This is a genomic window from Halorubrum distributum JCM 13561 (assembly GCF_000337395.1).
Classification (GTDB): Archaea; Halobacteriota; Halobacteria; order Halobacteriales; family Haloferacaceae; genus Halorubrum; species Halorubrum distributum.
On sequence record NZ_AOJF01000022.1, the window covers coordinates 1 to 15,577 of the forward strand.

General features: G+C 69.5%; 19 protein-coding genes and 1 pseudogene. 10 read left to right on the top strand and 10 right to left on the bottom strand.

Going from position 1 to position 15,577, the window contains the following annotated elements; all coding sequences use genetic code 11:
• From C470_RS01495 to C470_RS01515, 5 genes and pseudogenes are all read right to left on the bottom strand, one after another.
• Window positions 1-324 (bottom strand): annotated as a pseudogene (locus C470_RS01495) (proteasome subunit alpha); the annotation flags it as partial.
• A 4-nt stretch (window positions 325-328) separates the two neighbouring features.
• Complete coding sequence (locus C470_RS01500; protein WP_008364743.1) at window positions 329-808, bottom strand: Rpp14/Pop5 family protein; 480 nt, start codon at window positions 806-808, stop codon at window positions 329-331.
• Window positions 809-815: 7 nt separating this feature from the next.
• Window positions 816-1,439, bottom strand: a complete 624-nt coding sequence (locus tag C470_RS01505) for a class I SAM-dependent methyltransferase (protein ID WP_008364745.1) — start codon at window positions 1,437-1,439, stop codon at window positions 816-818.
• Window positions 1,423-2,193, bottom strand: a complete 771-nt coding sequence (locus C470_RS01510) for an RNase P subunit p30 family protein (protein ID WP_008364747.1) — start codon at window positions 2,191-2,193, stop codon at window positions 1,423-1,425. Before C470_RS01510 ends, C470_RS01505 begins: the two co-directional genes overlap by 17 nt.
• Window positions 2,194-2,254: 61 nt before the next feature.
• Entirely contained in the window at window positions 2,255-3,118 is an 864-nt protein-coding gene (locus C470_RS01515) for a DUF6498-containing protein (protein ID WP_008364749.1), read from the bottom strand.
• A 79-nt stretch (window positions 3,119-3,197) separates the two neighbouring features.
• Between C470_RS01515 and C470_RS01520 the strand changes: the two genes are divergently transcribed.
• From C470_RS01520 to ftsY, 10 genes are all read left to right on the top strand, one after another.
• The gene (locus C470_RS01520) at window positions 3,198-3,482 is read left to right on the top strand and encodes a DUF357 domain-containing protein (protein WP_004595724.1); all 285 of its coding nucleotides are present in this window, start codon (window positions 3,198-3,200) and stop codon (window positions 3,480-3,482) included.
• Window positions 3,483-3,561: 79 nt separating this feature from the next.
• Window positions 3,562-4,680 (top strand): M20 family metallopeptidase, encoded by a 1,119-nt coding sequence (locus C470_RS01525; RefSeq protein WP_008364751.1) that lies wholly within the window; start codon window positions 3,562-3,564, stop codon window positions 4,678-4,680.
• A gap of 117 nt (window positions 4,681-4,797) precedes the next feature.
• A complete protein-coding gene (locus C470_RS01530; RefSeq protein ID WP_004050128.1) occupies window positions 4,798-4,950 on the top strand; it encodes a 50S ribosomal protein L39e in 153 nt (50 codons plus the stop codon).
• A complete protein-coding gene (locus C470_RS01535) occupies window positions 4,951-5,229 on the top strand; it encodes a 50S ribosomal protein L31e (RefSeq protein ID WP_004595726.1) in 279 nt (92 codons plus the stop codon).
• Between the two features lies 1 nt (window position 5,230).
• Window positions 5,231-5,896 carry a translation initiation factor IF-6 gene (locus C470_RS01540; RefSeq protein ID WP_004595727.1) on the top strand — a complete coding sequence of 222 codons (666 nt, stop codon included), beginning with the start codon at window positions 5,231-5,233 and terminating at the stop codon, window positions 5,894-5,896.
• Window positions 5,897-5,971: 75 nt separating this feature from the next.
• Window positions 5,972-6,937 carry an ABC transporter ATP-binding protein gene (locus C470_RS01545; protein ID WP_008364753.1) on the top strand — a complete coding sequence of 322 codons (966 nt, stop codon included), beginning with the start codon at window positions 5,972-5,974 and terminating at the stop codon, window positions 6,935-6,937.
• A complete protein-coding gene (locus C470_RS01550; protein WP_004595729.1) occupies window positions 6,934-7,749 on the top strand; it encodes an ABC transporter permease subunit in 816 nt (271 codons plus the stop codon). Before C470_RS01545 ends, C470_RS01550 begins: the two co-directional genes overlap by 4 nt.
• 119 nt (window positions 7,750-7,868) lie before the next feature.
• Window positions 7,869-8,045: a 50S ribosomal protein L18Ae gene (gene rpl18a / locus C470_RS01555; protein ID WP_004595730.1), complete on the top strand. Its 177-nt coding sequence runs from the start codon at window positions 7,869-7,871 to the stop codon at window positions 8,043-8,045.
• On the top strand, window positions 8,045-8,503 hold the full coding sequence (gene pfdA, locus C470_RS01560; RefSeq protein WP_004595731.1) for a prefoldin subunit alpha: 459 nt from the start codon (window positions 8,045-8,047) through the stop codon (window positions 8,501-8,503). The genes rpl18a and pfdA overlap by 1 nt, the downstream gene beginning before the upstream one ends.
• Before the next feature lie 15 nt (window positions 8,504-8,518).
• Window positions 8,519-9,628, top strand: a complete 1,110-nt coding sequence (gene ftsY, locus C470_RS01565) for a signal recognition particle-docking protein FtsY (RefSeq protein ID WP_007344779.1) — start codon at window positions 8,519-8,521, stop codon at window positions 9,626-9,628.
• A 120-nt stretch (window positions 9,629-9,748) separates the two neighbouring features.
• Here the strand turns inward: ftsY and C470_RS01570 are convergent, their stop codons facing one another.
• The 5 genes from C470_RS01570 to C470_RS01590 form a co-directional block, all read right to left on the bottom strand.
• Window positions 9,749-10,621: a phosphatase PAP2 family protein gene (locus tag C470_RS01570; protein WP_049908339.1), complete on the bottom strand. Its 873-nt coding sequence runs from the start codon at window positions 10,619-10,621 to the stop codon at window positions 9,749-9,751.
• A gap of 262 nt (window positions 10,622-10,883) precedes the next feature.
• Complete coding sequence (locus tag C470_RS01575) at window positions 10,884-11,915, bottom strand: tyrosine-type recombinase/integrase (protein WP_004595757.1); 1,032 nt, start codon at window positions 11,913-11,915, stop codon at window positions 10,884-10,886.
• Window positions 11,908-12,288 (bottom strand): DUF5805 domain-containing protein, encoded by a 381-nt coding sequence (locus C470_RS01580; RefSeq protein WP_008364760.1) that lies wholly within the window; start codon window positions 12,286-12,288, stop codon window positions 11,908-11,910. Before C470_RS01580 ends, C470_RS01575 begins: the two co-directional genes overlap by 8 nt.
• Window positions 12,289-12,705: 417 nt before the next feature.
• On the bottom strand, window positions 12,706-13,611 hold the full coding sequence (locus C470_RS01585; RefSeq protein WP_007344783.1) for a hypothetical protein: 906 nt from the start codon (window positions 13,609-13,611) through the stop codon (window positions 12,706-12,708).
• Between the two features lie 107 nt (window positions 13,612-13,718).
• Entirely contained in the window at window positions 13,719-15,488 is a 1,770-nt protein-coding gene (locus tag C470_RS01590) for an alanine-zipper protein (RefSeq protein WP_008364762.1), read from the bottom strand.
• Between the last annotated feature and the right edge of the window lie 89 nt (window positions 15,489-15,577).

The window sequence follows — 15,577 nt, forward strand, 5'->3', positions numbered from 1 at the left end:
TGGCTCGCCGTAGCGCAGGCGGTTCCCCTGCGACTGGCGGCGCGCGAGGTCGATCAGCTGGCGGGCGTCGGCGACGTGGCCCGCGCTCGCGACGCCGACGTGGTCGTCGGCCTTGTGGAGCTTCTCGATGCTCTCGGGCTCCATGAGGGGGGAGCGGGCGCGCTTGTCGGCCGCGAGGACGACCCCGTCCTCGGCGCGGATCCCGACGCTCGCCGTCCCTCGTTTCACCGCCTCCCGGGCGTACTCGACCTGGTAGAGTCGGCCGTCCGGAGAGAAGATTGTGATGCCGCGGTCGTACGCCTGTTGTTGGGATTGGCCCTGCATGATATCACTCGGTATCGAACGTCGTCGCGCCGACGCGGCCCGACTCGACCCGCACGTCGCACGCGTCTCCGCGCACGACCGCGGGCCGCTCGGCGCCCTCGAACGCGACGTCTCGCTGTGTCGAACTGGGGGTCGCGCGACCCATATATCTTTCCTCACAGGCACGCACCGTCCCCGAAATCCCCCTGACGAGGATTCCGACCGGCTCGTCGTCGACCTCGCTCACGCAGGCTATCGCGGCGCGCGCGTCGTCGACGTGCCCGTGTCTGACGCGGACGACGGCCTCCCCGGTCCCGTCCGCGTGCGCGAACGACAGGAGCGTGAGGTCGGCGTCGGCGCTGCCCGCGTCCCCGAGGAGGTTGCCGGCGCTGTACCACAGCGCGCGCTGGAACGCCCGCCGCCGGATCGATGACTCCGCCCGCGACTCGATCCCGACCGCGAGGTAGCGCCACCGCGGCCGGAGGTGCTTCGGGAGGTGTTTCACGGGGCGATCACGCCGGGAGCTCCCGGATCCGCTCCGCGACGATCACCGCCACCTGGTCGTGGACGCGCTCGACCGCGGTCACCGCGAACCCCTCGTCGGTGAACGCCTCGACCAGCGTCCCGACCGTCGCGGGGTCGTCGACCTCGGGGCTGTAGAACGGCGCCTCCGGGTCCGGCTCCTCGAAGAAGGCGACGTCGCCGAGGACGATCCGGCGTGTTCCCGTGTCGGCCATCACGCCGATCGCCTCGCGCTTCTCGTCGTCCGCGAGGTGGTGGAGCGCGAAGTTCGAGGTGACGACGTCGACGCGCTGGTCCGGGTCGAGGCCGGGGTCGCGGAACTCGCCGTACGCGAACTCGACGTTGTCGAGCCCGCGCTCTTCGGCCTTCCGACGCCCCTCCTCCATCATCCCCTCGCTGATGTCGCGCGCGAGGACGCGCTCGGCGTCCTCGGCGACCGGGAGCGCGATGGCGCCGGTGCCGGCGCCCAGGTCGAGGACCACGTCGTCGACCTCGGGCGCCGCGTGGTCGATCACGAGGCTCGCGCAGGCGTGGTACTCCTCGCTCTTCGAGTCGTCGTACGCCGCCGCCTTCTCGGAGAACCGCTCGGCGTGTTCCTCAACCGTCTTCTTCATACCTGCCACGTCGGACCCCCGGCTCTATGAAGCCCTCGGAGCGGCGGTCGCGGTTACGCTCGACGAGGTCGCCCCACGCACGGAGCCCCTCGCGGACGAACTCGGCGTCGAACCCGACCGCCTCGCCGACCGCGACCAGTTCGCGGGGCGCCCGGAGTTCGAGGTGCGAGCGCGCGTTCGCGCTCACGACGTACGGCGCGTCGTAGTGGGAGACGATCTCGCGGAGCTTCCGGAGGTCCGCCAGCGCCCGGACGCGCTTCCCGCCGGTCGCGCGCAGCGCCGGGCCGAAGTCGAACTCGACGCGGACCCCGTTGTCGCGCGCCGCCTTCGCGAGGACGTGGTTGAAGTCGCCGCCTCCCGCCATCGGGCGGACGAGGGCGTCGACGCGAGCCTGCTCGACCGCGAACCGGTTCAGGGCGTCGTCGCCCCCGACGACGCAGACCGCGGTCCGGTCGGAGCGGTAGTTCCCGACCGCGCCGGAGGCGCTCGTGGGGTCGTCGGCGTCGATCTCGACCGCGTCGACGACGTCGATCCCGTACTCCTCGCGGAGGGCCTGCGGGTCGCGGACGGGACTCTCGTCAGTGTCGGCGGCGGCCGATCCGCCGTTACCGGCCGAATTTTCCCCGTCGACGGCCGGATCCAGCGCGTCGCGCGTCCGCACCACGATCCCGTCGTAGCCGTGCCGGGCGGCGGTCGCGGCGTGGCGCGCGACGGTCGCCTCCCCGTCGGGGTAGGCGTGAACGGCCTCGTACATGAGGGCCCGTTTCGCGGCCGAGCGTATCGGCGTTGCGCTTTCGGCGCTCCCGATCCGCGGGTCACCCCTCGCCGGCGGACTCCTCCGCCTTCTTCCACTCGCGGCGCGGGTCCTCGCCGGTGAACCACGTCGCGATCCCGTCCGGGTCGTCCTCGCGGGCGGCCCGACGCCGGCCCCACTCGACGACCGCCTTCGCCAGCGTGATCGGGAGGAGGTACGGGAGGAGGACGGCCCCGACGCCGAACGCGTCGGCGACGCGGTCGAGCAGCCCGGGAGCGAGGGCCGCCTCGACGACGAAGACGCCGACGGTGACCGGGACGACGGTGAGCATTCCGATGACGAAGTAGAAGAAGACGACGCGCTGGGCCGCCTCGACGACCATGTACGGCGACCGCTCCTCGTACGCCCGCTCGGCGAAGAACTCCCGGCGGACCTCCGCGACCTGCGCGCCGCAGACGCCGAGCGCCGCGAGTCCGACCGTGGGCGTGAGATACGACAGCGCGTCCCACCCCACCGGGACCAGCGGGAACAGCAGAAACGCGAACACGCCCAGCGACCGACGGACGACGCGGAAGTTCCGCCGGTAGATCGGCGGGAGCCACGAGACGAGGCGAATCGGAGTCGGGTCGCTTTCCCACACCTCGTCGCGCTCCGCGTCCTCGTCGTAGCCGGTGATGTAGAACGAGCGGTCCTCCAAGACGATCGGTCGCTCCGCGAACATCGCGGCGGCGGCGTGAGCGAGGACGAGGGCGGCAACCTCGATCCAGTACACCGCGAGCAGTTCGCCGACGCGCCAGCCGAACGCGACGACGCCGGCGAGGGGGAGGAGGTTCGTCGCGACGACGAGCGCGAGCGCCCCGCGGCTCGTGGGGTCGAGCGGGCGCGACGGGCCGCGGTCGGGCCTCGGCGATCCGTCGGAGGGCATCGTGTCGTCTCCGGTTCGCGCCGAACATAAATCTCGCCACCCCGCCGCCCTTTTTGTCCGCCCGCCGGGACACTCGCGTATGGCCGCCGACTTAGAGGAGAAGACCGACCGTTACGAGCGGATGCTCGCGGACGCGCTGGCGGTCGCGGAGCCCCGCCCTCCGGCCGACACGCCGCTGGGCGAGGCCGCCGCGGACGTGACCGAGATGGCCGAGTCGTACCTCGACGACGGGCGCCACTTCCGCGAGGCCGGCGACCCGGTGAACGCGCTCGCGTCCTACTCGTACGGCTACGGCTGGCTCGACGCCGGCGTGCGCCTCGGGCTGTTCGCGGTGCCCGACGACACCGAGTTGTTCACCACGTGAGATAGCGACCCGGGTTCTCCCCACCGTCGCGAGCGGCCCCGAGGGACGCGCTTAAGCGGTGACGCCCGCCACTGGTGGCATGGACGAACTCGCGGACCTGACCGAGCGGCTCGTCTCGATCCCCTCCCACGAGGACGAGACGGCCGCGGGCGACGCCGTCGAGGAGTGGCTGCGCGCGGAGACGGACGCGACGGTCGAGCGCGACGACGCCGGAAACGTGCTCGCGTTCGCGGGCGCGACCGACGACCCGGACGCCGACTCGCTCGCCTTCGTCGGTCACCACGACGTGGTCCCGCCGGCGCCCGAGCAGACGACCGGGGACGGACTCGACGGCGACTACGTCGTCGAGCGCCGCGACGGCCGGATCTACGGCCGCGGAACGGCCGACATGAAGGGGTCGGTCGCGGCCGCAATGTGCGCCTTCCGGGACGCGACGCCGCCGGAGGGCCGGGAGCTGGTCTTCGCCTCGTTCGTCGGCGAGGAGGTCGGCGGCGAGGGCGCGCGCCACGCCATCGACGCCGGGTTCGCGCCGGACCGAGCCGTCGTCGCGGAGGGGTCGACGAACTACTCGAAGCCCGGCGTCACGGACGTCGTCGTCGCCCACCGCGGACGCCGCGGATCGCGGCTCGTCGCCCGCGGGGAGGCCGCGCACGCCTCGGAGCCGGAGGCGGGCGAGAACGCCATCTACCGCGCCTGCGACGCCATCGACGCGGTCCGCGACCTCGACGTGCCCGACGCGACGGTCCTCGGCAACGACGTGTCGGGGTCGCTCGCGGTCACGATCGTCGACGGCGGCGAGACGTGGAACGTCATCCCGGAGCGCTGCGAGGCGACGGTCGACGAGCGCACGGTCCCCGGCGGCCGCGCCGACCTCGCGGGCGTCGCCGACGCGACGTCGGGCGTCGAGCTCGTCGTCGATCAGGACCTCCCGCCGATGGCCTGCGGCGACGCGGCGTTCGCCGACGCCGCGCTCGACGTTGCCAGCTCGGTCCACGACCGGCGCGGCCTCGACGCGCCCGAACACGTCACCAAGCCGCACGCGACCGACGCGGGGTGGCTCGCGCAAGCGGGCACCGACTGCCTCGTCTGTGGCGCCTCGGAGCCGGGGGAGGCGCACACCGACACCGAGAGCGCGAGTCTGGACGTCCTCGACCGCTGTTACCGGATTTATACCGGGATCGCCGAGCGGGAACTGTAGCAGTCGGAACCGGGGTTCCTGCGCGCGCGGCGCGGCGGTCGAGCGACGGTTCGCGGCCGCCTCGCGCGACCCCGTATGGAAGGGGTTTTATGCGCTCCGCGGAAAGTGTGCGCCACTATGGGAGACAAGTCGAAGGCTCAAAAGAAGCGTCTGGCGAAGGCGGAGCGCCAGAACACCCGCGTCCCCGCGTGGGTCATGATGAAGACGGACATGAACGTGACGCGAAACCCCAAGCGGCGCAACTGGCGCCGGAACGACCTGGACGAGTAAATGTCGACGAACGACTTCGAGGAGCGCGTCGTCACCGTCCCGCTCCGCGACGCCAAAGAGAAGCCCGTCCAGCAGCGCGCCGACTACGCCATGAAGATCACGCGACAGCACCTCGCCAAGCACTTCTCCGTCGACGAGGGCGACGTGATCATCGACGGCTCCGTCAACGAGGCCGTCTGGGAGAACGGGCGACAGAACCCGCCCAGCACGGTGCGGGTCCGCGCGGCTCGGTTCGTCGAGGACGGCGAACCGGTCGTCGAGGCCGAACACGCCGAGTAACGTGTTACGGGCGACCTTCACCGGCTCGTCGTACGTGGGCGTGTTCGCCCGCGCCGTCGACGACATCCTGCTGGTCCGGCCGGACGTCGACGAGGAACTCGCCGAGGGCCTCGGGGCGGAACTCGGCGCGGAGCCGCTGCTGACGACGGTCGGGAGGTCCAACACGGTCGGTGCGCTCGCGACGGGTAACGAGCACGGCGTGCTCGTCTCCTCGCGCGCGACCGAGCGCGAGAAGGACCGAATCGCCGACGCCGCCGGCGCCCCGGTGCGCGAACTGCCGGGCGAGATCAACGCCGCCGGCAACGTCGTCCTCGCGAACGACTACGGCGCGTACGTCCACCCGGACCTCTCGCGCGAGTCGGTCCGGACGATCAAAGAGGTCCTCGAGGTCCCCGTGACCCGGGGCGACCTCGGCGACGTCCGGACGGTCGGCACGGCGGCGGTCGCCAACAACGCGGGCGTGCTCTGTCACCCGCAGTCGACCGAGTCGGAACTTCAGGCGGTCGAGGAGGCGCTCGACGTCCGCGCCGACCTCGGCACGGTCAACTACGGCGCGCCGCTCGTCGGCTCCGGCCTCGTCGCTACCGACGAGGGGTACGTCGTCGGCGAGGACACGACCGGCCCCGAACTCGGCCGGATCGAGGAGACGCTCGGCTTCATCGAGTAGCCCGTCCGCTCGCGGCCCGTCTTCTCCCCGTCGCCTCCTCCCACATTTAAGAGCCGCAGCGGAGTTGGGAACGGTATGCCCGCTATCGAGTGTCGCAACCTCTCCAAGTACTACGGGGACGTCCGGGGGATTGAGGACGTCTCCTTCGCCGTCCAGAACGGCGAGGTGTTCGGCTTCCTCGGCCCGAACGGCGCGGGAAAGACGACCGCGATTCGCACCCTGCTGGGGTTCCTCTCGCCGACGAGCGGCGGCGCGACCCTGCTCGGGAACGACGCGGCGGACCCCGTCGAGTCCCGCCGCGCCCGCGAGCGGACCGGGTACCTCCCCGGCGACCCCGGACTCGACCGCGACCGCACAGCGAAGGCCTTTCTCGACCATCAAGCGGCGCTCCGGGGCGCGTCGAGCCGCGAGGACCTCGTCGACCGGTTCGGGCTCGACGAGTCGCGCCGGATCGCCGACCTCTCGCGGGGGAACAGACAGAAGGTGGCGCTGGTCGCCGCGTTCATGCACGACCCCGACCTGCTGCTGCTCGACGAGCCCACTTCCGGGCTCGACCCGCTGCTTCAAGAGGAGTTCGCCGCCCTCGTGCGCGAACGCGTGGACGACGGGGCGAGCGTCCTCCTCTCGTCGCACGTCCTCGGCGAGGTGGCCGCGCTCTGTGACCGCGTGGGCGTCCTCCGGGAGGGGCACCTCGTCGCGGTCGAGTCCGTCTCGGACCTCCGGTCGCGCGGCGGCAAACAGGTCCGCCTCCGCGTCGCGGAGGGCGTCGACCGAGACGACTTCGAAGTCCGGGGCATCATGAACCTCCGCGTCGGCGAGACGGTCTCGTTCACGTGGACCGGCGAATACGACGACCTGATCGACCTGCTCTCCGGCTACACCGTGCTCGACCTCGACGTCGTCGACGCGCCCCTCGAAGAGGCGTTCATGACGTTCTACGACGGCGACGTGCCGGGCCCGACGGGGAGCGGGGGCGGCGAGAGCTCAGGTTCCGACGCGACGGGAAGTGGGGCGGTCGGCTCCGGAGGTGAGGGCCGATGAGCGATCGTCCGGCTCCGTGGCTCGCGATCGCGCGGTACGACGCCACCGGTCGAGCCCGCGGGTCGCTCGTGGTGACGGGGCTGCTCTCCGCGTTCCTGCTGCTCTTCTTAGCCTTCTTCCCCTCGTTGTCGACCGCGGGAATCGACCTCGACGCGTACGTCGACGCGTTCCCGCCGGCGTTTCGAGAGGCGTTCGGGATCATCGCCATCTCCTCCATCGAGGGGTTCCTCGCGGTGGAGTTCTACCAGTTCGCGTGGCTGCTCCTGGTCGGGCTCTACCTCGCGTACCTCGCCGGGGGGACGATCGCCGGTGACGTCGCCTCCGGCCGGATGGACCTCACGCTGTCGGCGCCGGTCGCGCGCCGCGACGTGGTGATCGGACGGTTCCTCGGACTGGTCCCGCTCGTCCTCCTGTTGAACGTCGTGCTCCCCGTCGTCGCGTACGTCGGCGTCCTCGCGGTCGGGGAGACGATCGCGGTCGAACGGCTCGTCGCGGTCCACGCGCTGGCGGTCCCGTACCACCTGACCTGCGTCGCGGTCGGGATCGCCGTGTCGACGCTCGCCTCGCGGCCGGGGATCGCCCAGCGGGTCGCGCTCGGCGCGCTGTTCGCGCTGTTCATGTTCGAGTCCGTCGTCGCGAGCACCGACTACGCCGAGGCGGGAGACCTCAGCCCGACGGCGCATTACGACCCCTCCGGGGTCCTCGTGTTGGGCGAGTACGACGTCACGGGCGCGGCGGTCCTGCTCGCGGCGACGACCGTCCTCGTCGCCCTCGCCGTCGTTCGGTTCCGCCGCGCGGATCTCTCGGGGTAAAAGGCCGCGCACCGAGACCGCTCCGCCGTCCTTCGAGGCCGATCCGTTCCGACCCCGGCAGTCTCGCCGCCTGTCCCTTTTTAGGAAGATACTTCCCTGTCCCTGCCGGATCGGGGAACATGAGTACCTACACGGTGAGTGGACGGTTCCAGAGCCGAGACGGCGACCAGCCGTTCACGAAGGACGTTGAGGCGGAAAACGAGGACCTCGCCCGCGAGCGGATCTACACCACGGTCGGGAGTCAGCACAACCGCAAGCGTACCCAGATCGACATCGAGGAGGTGTCCGAGGCATGATGGGTGGCGGACAACAGCAGCTCCAGCAGCTTTCGCAGGAACTTCAGGAACTCGACGAGGAGATCGAGGCGCTCGAAGCCGAGATCGCGGACTACCGCGAGGAGAAGGCCGACATCGACGACGCGATCGAGGCCATCCAGACGCTCGACACGGGCGCGACCGTTCAGGTCCCGCTCGGCGGCGGCGCCTACCTCCGCGCGGAGGTCCAGGACATCGACGAGGTCATCGTCTCGCTCGGCGGTAACTACTCCGCGGAGCAGGAGCAGGACGACGCCATCGACGTCCTCCGGCGCAAGCAGGAGGCGCTCGACGACCGCATCGAGGAGACCGAGGAGGAGGTCGAGGAGCTCGAGTCCGAGAGCGACGAGCTCGAACAGCAGGCCCAGCAGATGCAACAGCAGATGCAGCAACAGCAGATGCAGCAGATGCAGCAGGCCGAGGAAGGCGACGGGGAGTAAGACGGAGACTATACCGTGTTCGACGGACTGAAAGACAAGCTCTCCGGCTTCCGCGAGGACGTCGAGGAGTCGACCGAGGGTGAGGACGAAGCGGCGCCCGACGACGAGGCGGCCGCCGAGAGCGACGAGACCGACGCCTCGACCGATCCCGTCGGAGACGACAGTGACGCCGCAGCGGTCGAGACCGGTTCCGACGAGCCGACCGCGGACGGCGACTCGTCGTCGAACGACGACGAGCCGAGCACCTTCCAGCGCGCGAAGGCGTTCGCGACCGGCCGGATCATCATCGAGGAAGAGGACCTCGAGGAGCCGCTGTGGAACCTCGAGATGGCGTTGCTCGAGAGCGACGTGGAGATGAGCGTCGCCGAGCAGATCCTCGACAGCGTCCGCGAGAGCATGCTCGGCGAGTCGCGAAAGCAGGTCGAGACGACGGGCGAGCTCGTCGAGTCGGCGCTTCACGACGCACTCCTCGACGTGATCGCGGTCGGCCAGTTCGACTTCGAACAGCGGATCGCGGAGGCCGACAAGCCGGTCACCATCGTCTTCACCGGCGTCAACGGCGTCGGAAAGACGACGAGCATCGCGAAGCTCTCGGAGTGGCTCGCCGACCGCGGCTACTCCTCCGTCCTCGCGAACGGCGACACCTACCGCGCGGGGGCCAACGAGCAGATCCGCGAGCACGCCGACCGGCTCGGCCGCGACCTGATCAGCCACGACCAGGGCGGCGACCCGGCGGCCGTCATCTACGACGGCGTCGAGTACGCGGAGGCGAACGACATCGACGTCGTTCTCGGCGACACGGCGGGCCGGCTCCACACGAGCGACGATCTGATGGCCCAGCTGGAGAAGATCGACCGCGTCGTCGACCCGGACATGACGCTGTTCGTCGACGAGGCGGTCGCGGGCCAGGACGCGGTCAACCGCGCGAAGGAGTTCGACGACGCCGCCGCGATCGACGGCGCGATATTGACGAAGGCGGACGCCGACTCCTCGGGCGGCGCGGCCATCTCGGTCGCGTACGTCACCGGGAAGCCGATCCTCTTCCTCGGCACCGGACAGGGGTACGACGACATCACGCTGTTCGACCCGGAGGACCTCGTCGAGAGCCTGCTCGACGAGGAGTAGCGCTCGGTCGACCCCGAGCGACCGGCTTCTTCGCTCTCCCCGGCTCGCGAGCGGCGGCTCTGGGGGCGCGCGCAGCGGCCCGATCGGTCAACGGTCGACCGGACCGATTCGCCGCTTCGATCAGTCGTCGCCCGCCTTCGGCTTTCGATCCGCCGACGGGCCGTCGAGGGGTTCGGGATCTCCGTCGGTCGACCGCCGCTCGACGCGGGTCACGATCCGCGCCCCGACCGTCGCCGAACCCGCGCCGAGGACGGCGCCGACGACGACGTCAGTCGCCCAGTGGATCCCGAGGAACATCGTCGAGTAGACGACGGCGGCGGCGAGGGTGCCCGAAATCCCGGCCCACCGCGGGAACCGGCGCCGGGAGCGCCACGCGACGGCGGCCACCGCCACCGAGAGCGAGGCGTGGAGCGACGGGAAGACGTTCGTGTTCGACGCGACCGCGGCGGTGAGCTCCTGCGTCTCCGGGTAGAACTGGTACATCAGCCCGTCGACCGAGTCGAGGTACTTGCGCGGCCCGTACCCGATGAACAGCGTGTAACAGAGGGTTCCGACCGCGTAGTTCAGCATGTAGGCGACGAGCAGTTCCTTCAGGTGTCGCCGTCCGCCCGCTCCGGCGAGGAAGTACACCGTCGGCCCGGCGACGAGGAGGACCGCGAACCCGAGCATGTACGCCACCGAGAAGGGTTCGAGCGTCGCATCCGGCGTCGCGCGCTGAAGCGCGGCCACGAACTCTCCCTCGATCGCGTACAGCTCGCCGGTGATGCGCCAGTCGAGCGCGCGGGAGAGCCGAATGCGGTACCCCTGGGTGAGCTGTTTGACCGCTAATAACCCCAGCGCCGCCGCGAGGTACGGGGCGACCTCGCGAGCGCGGCCGCCGAGGTCGTTCGTCGCGCGAGACAGCTGTCGAGGCCCGACACAGAGGAGGGCTGTGACCGCCGTCCCGACGGCTACCGAGAGGCCGGTGAGGGCGGTCACTCTGAGGAGCGCCATCGTCGTTTCCTCACCGTTTTCGCGACACATGAGTGACACGATGTTCGAGTACACCCGTCCAATTCGCTCAAGATCAGCGCGAGCGGTCGACCGAGCCGCTGATTCCCGCACCTTCGGCTGTGGCGGAGAGATCTCACCACTGCTGTGTGCGATGGCCCCGGCGTGACGAGGAAGACCGCGGGTTTCGATATAGCGACATACAGTTTACTCGCACGCTCTCGAACAGAATGAGTCGCCGTCTAATCGACCGAGTTCGACTGCGTCACGGGAAAAGCCGGTATACGTTCGCCTCGTAAACCTCTCGCACCTGATCCCCCCAGTTGTGGGTGTAGGTGTCGATCACGTCGTCGGCGACGTCGCCGCGGAGGTACTTCACCACGCCGCGGTCGCCCGTCCGGTCCCGGAGGTGCGTCGTGAAGAAGTGTCGGAAGTAGTGGGGCGTGACGTTCTCGTCGGCGCCGCCGCCGGTCCGATACCACCCCTCCTCGCGGGCGTGGCGCTCAACGACGTGTCTGACAGCCTCTGGTCGGAGCCGCTCGCCCCACCCTTCCGCAGTACCGACGAACAGCGGCTCCGCGGGCGACGGCGAATCCGGCCGAACGGCGAGCCACGCCTTCAGCGTCCGACGGAGCTCGTCGTCGACCGGGATCACGGTCCCGCGCTTCCGCTTGTTCGCGGCCGTTCGAACCTCCCCGTTCAGCTCCTCGCCGACGGTCGCCTCGGCGGTCACGAATATCGAGTCCGGCCGCTCGGACAGCGCCGGCCGGCCCCCGAGCGAGTACGCCGCTTCGAGGTCCGGATCGGTGACCGCCAGGTCTCGTAGATCGAGGTTACACAGCTCGCCGACCCGCATTCCGGTCTTCAGGAGGGTGACCACGACCGCGCGGTGGAGCGGGTGACGGATCCCGGCGACGAACGACCGCATCGCCGGGATCGAGACGTCGCGACGCGCCGGGTCCTTGTCGACGGTCTCGTCCATCTCCTCCATCACCAGCGTCATCGGATTGCCGTCGAAGGCGCCAACCTCCGTCATGTACCCGTAGAACCGGTGGAGGTACGCCGCGTACGTCGCGACCGTGCTGTCGGTGACGTCCCCCCGCAGCGAGTGTACGAACGACATACAGTCGCGGTGCGTCGCCGCCTTCGGGTCCGTAGCGTCGAGGAACTCCTCGAACCGCCGGAGGACGCGTTCGTACGCCTCTCTGGTCCGGTCGGTCTTCCCGTGATAGGTGAGGTCCTCGAGGAAGTACCCGACCGGGTCGTCGGGGTCGGGGTCGGCGCGCGCGCTACTCATCGGTCAACACGTACCCTCCTTCCCGGCCGCTGTACCGAACGCGGTTGCGCTCCTGAAGCTCGTCGAGCGTCGCCTCCAGTTCGTCCTCCACGTCGCCGACCACGGCCTCGACGAGTTCGTCCCACGAACGGGGTCCCGATTCGAGAGCCGCCCGGACGCCCCTTTCGAGGTCGTGACCCCCTGGGTCAGCGCCCGCGGAAGCGGCTTCCTCGCTGTCGCCGGTGTCGTCCGGCGCGAAGCCCCTGCGTCCGGCCTGTACCATCGTTCTGACGAACTCGCTTAACGACATGTCGAGCTCGTCGGCGTGGTCGCGCCAGACGTCCTTCTGTTCCGTCGGCACGTACGTCTTCACCGACTGTCGATCGCCTCCCATAGCTCTCGGACGAGGGTTCTCACGGCCTCGACTTCAATCTATCCCAGATTTACGGATAAGTGACCTTATCTCGGTAAGTGGTACTCTATATTCCGCGCTGTGAAATACTTATCCGTATTTGTAGCACTATCGGCAGCGGTTTTTGGGTACAGATATCCGGATATGTTTTAGGAACCCATCGCCCGCCGAGATTCCTCCCGGGAGACGCGGATGGATCCTCGCGAAGCCCGGTTGCCCACCATCTGTGGCCGGAGTACGGCCCTGTTGTTCTCGTCGTCCGACGACGACGCGGAACAGATCGTTTGAGGGGCTCTCGGTCGGGCACCGCGACTCGTGTCGTATTGTGGCTCCGAATCGAGGGAAGAATTCGGCCTGACTCGCACACGTATATTCTATGCCGCTATACGATACGGAGAGTCACACGCGGATCTCGGAGTCGGTCGTTTCGCGATCGAGCGCCCGGAGGACCCGAGAGACGGAATCGTCCGTCTCGGCCGCGTTACGCATCAGGACTGTCTCGCTGGGGAAGAGGTGTTCGCCGACGGAGAGGCCGTGCTCGCGCGCCGTGGAGCCGGTAACCGTGAGGTACACGCCGAGGCCGACCCGGGCGATCGCGGCCTCCTCCTCCTCGTCCGCGGCGGGATAGACGAACTCGACCCCGTCGAGCGCGTCGGTACCCAACACCGCGGTGACCAACCGCTCGTAGCGCGGGGAAATACACAGCGGCCCCTCGTAGTCGGCGAGGTACGCGCGGTCGAACGTCGTGTTCGGTGCCCGCCGGTCCTCGCGGCCCATCAGGGTGTGGTACACCGTGTCTCCGAGCCCGGTCACGACGCGCACGTCGGTGTCGACCGGGTCGATCCGGTCGTTGATGTCCGAGATGTTGCCGAGCCCGGTGTCTCGAATCCCGACCACCTCCTCTAAGACGAGGTCGGCGGAGTCGAATCCGAGCGCGAACTCGTGGGTTCGAAGCGCGCGGAACGGCTCCTCGCGACCGACGAGCTTGACCGTCACGTCGCCCAGATCGACCGTCGCGGCGTCGAAGACGATCCGTCGCGGCTTCCCGTTCCGGTCGTCGCGCATCAGCGTGAACTCCGGCTCTGCCGTCGTCGTCGGGTCCGAGTACTCGGCGAGCCGGTCGTAGGGGCCCGCCTCGGCGTCGACCGACCCCTTCGTGACGGCCTTCTCGTATCGGAGCGTGTTGCTCACGCTGTCCGCGAGCCGGTCGAGACGCTCGTCGCTTGCGACGGCCGCGATCCGCTCTAAGACCGCTTCGAGCGGGCGACCCTTGCGAGGGACGGCGACCGGAACCGGATCAGTCATTGACCAATCTGCGGCCGCGCGCGTAAAACGGGTTGCGTTTTGAACCGGCTTGATCGAGGCCGACGGAGCCGTTTCACGTCGGCCGTATCTCGTCGAAAAACGTCGATTTAGGGGCCGAAAGCTTCGTTGAGGCGCGAGCGGAACTCGTCGAGCTCGTCGAGGTGGTCGTTGATCTCGTCCAGCTCGGCCGCCACGTCGTCGAGATCCTCGCCGAGGCGGTCCTCGATGTCGGTGAGCCGCGTGTCGACCTCCGCGAGGTCGTCCCACAGGTCGTCGAACTCCTCGTCGAAGCGGTCGAGCCCGGCCTCGACGTCGTCGACGCGCTCCGCCGCGTCGGCGGCGCGCTCCTCGGCCCCTTCGGCCCGTTCCTCGGCGTTCTCGGCGCGCTCGGCCGCCCTGTCGACTTCCTCGTACAGCGTCTCGACGTCGTCGCCCAGGTCGTCGACCGCGTCTTCGACCGCGTCGGCCTGCCCCTCGACCCGATCGACGTCGGCGGCGAGGTCGTCGACGTCGGTCTCGACGGTCGAGACGGCACTCTGAACCGACTCGACGGCCTCGTCGACGGACGCGACATCGTCTTCGACCGCCCGCACGTCCGCTTCAACGCCGTGAACGTCGCCTTCGACAGCCTCGACGTCCTCTTCGACGGCGTCCACCCGCCCGTCGACCGCGTCCACCGCCTCGGTGGCGGAGTCGACCGCGGAGTCGACGCGGTCGACGTCCGACGATATCGACTCGCGCTCGTCGGCAGCCGCGTCGAGGCGGTCGTCGAGGGCGTCGACCTCGGACTCGACGTCGTCGACGCGTTCGTCGATCCCGTCGAGGATCTCCCGCGCCGTCCCCTCCCCGTCGATGAATTCGGCGAGCGCGTCGGCGTACGCCTCGATGTCGGCCACGCTCGACTGGAGGCGGGCGATCCGCACGTCGACGCTGCGCGGCACGCCGCCCTCGAACGCCCCTTCGATCGTCTCGATATCCTCTTCGTCGGCCGCCCCAGACCTGATCTCGGCCGCCAGCGCCGCCGCGAGGCCGCCCTCGCCGGGCAGCGTCGCGGGCTCGTCGGTCTCGTCGGCTGGTTCCTCGTCCGCCGCTCCGTCGTCGAGAACCTCTTCTACGGCCGTCTCGTCGGCTTCAGCCGGTTCCTCGGACGCCTCGTCGGCCGCCGGTTCGGGTTCGGTGTCGGTCTCCGTCGCCGCGGTACCGATCGGCCCTCCCTCGTGCGCGGTCACGGCTGCCGTTCCCTCGTCGACCGCACGAGGTTCTGGAGCCTCGAGCTCCGGCTCGTCGCCGTCGTCGGATTCCGCGTCGACTTCCGGCTCGTCTCCGGCTTCCGCTGATTCGTCGGGTTCAACGTCTCTCTTCTCGGTTTCAGACGGCTCGGCGGGTTCTTCGACCGGATCGTCCGGCAGCAGCTCGTCGTCCTCCGCCATGCCGGGGAGCGTCGCGCGGTCGCCGGAGAGCACCTCCCGTACCGCGTCCGTGTCGCCGGCGCCGAGGACGTCCTCTATCTCCTCGCCGACCGGGACGTGTTCGATCACCGGCGTCCCGAGGAACCCGTCGAGGTCGGGGTCGTCGTCGCGGATTCCGAACACCGTCTCCACGCTCTCGTCGGGATCGATCACGCGCTCGAACTCCACGCGGTGGTCCTTGTACGCCGTCCAGTTCTCGCTCTCGTACTCCGGGTGGAACCCGACCCGGTCCATCGGGAACGACTCCGGGATCCGGTCGACGATACGTACCCGTACCGGGTCTTCGCGGTGCGAAGAGAGGGTGTACATCACCGCGGGCACGGGGAACGCGTCGTCCGTGAAGGATTTCTCGACGCGGATCCCGTCCTCGTCGACGGTCGTGGCCGCCTCCGCCGTCCGTTCGCTCATATCCGCACGTCCCGGAGCAGGGGCTTAAATTCCACGGGCCGCGTTTCGTGGTTGATAACCGAAACGTCGCGAAAACGCCCGCTCGGCTC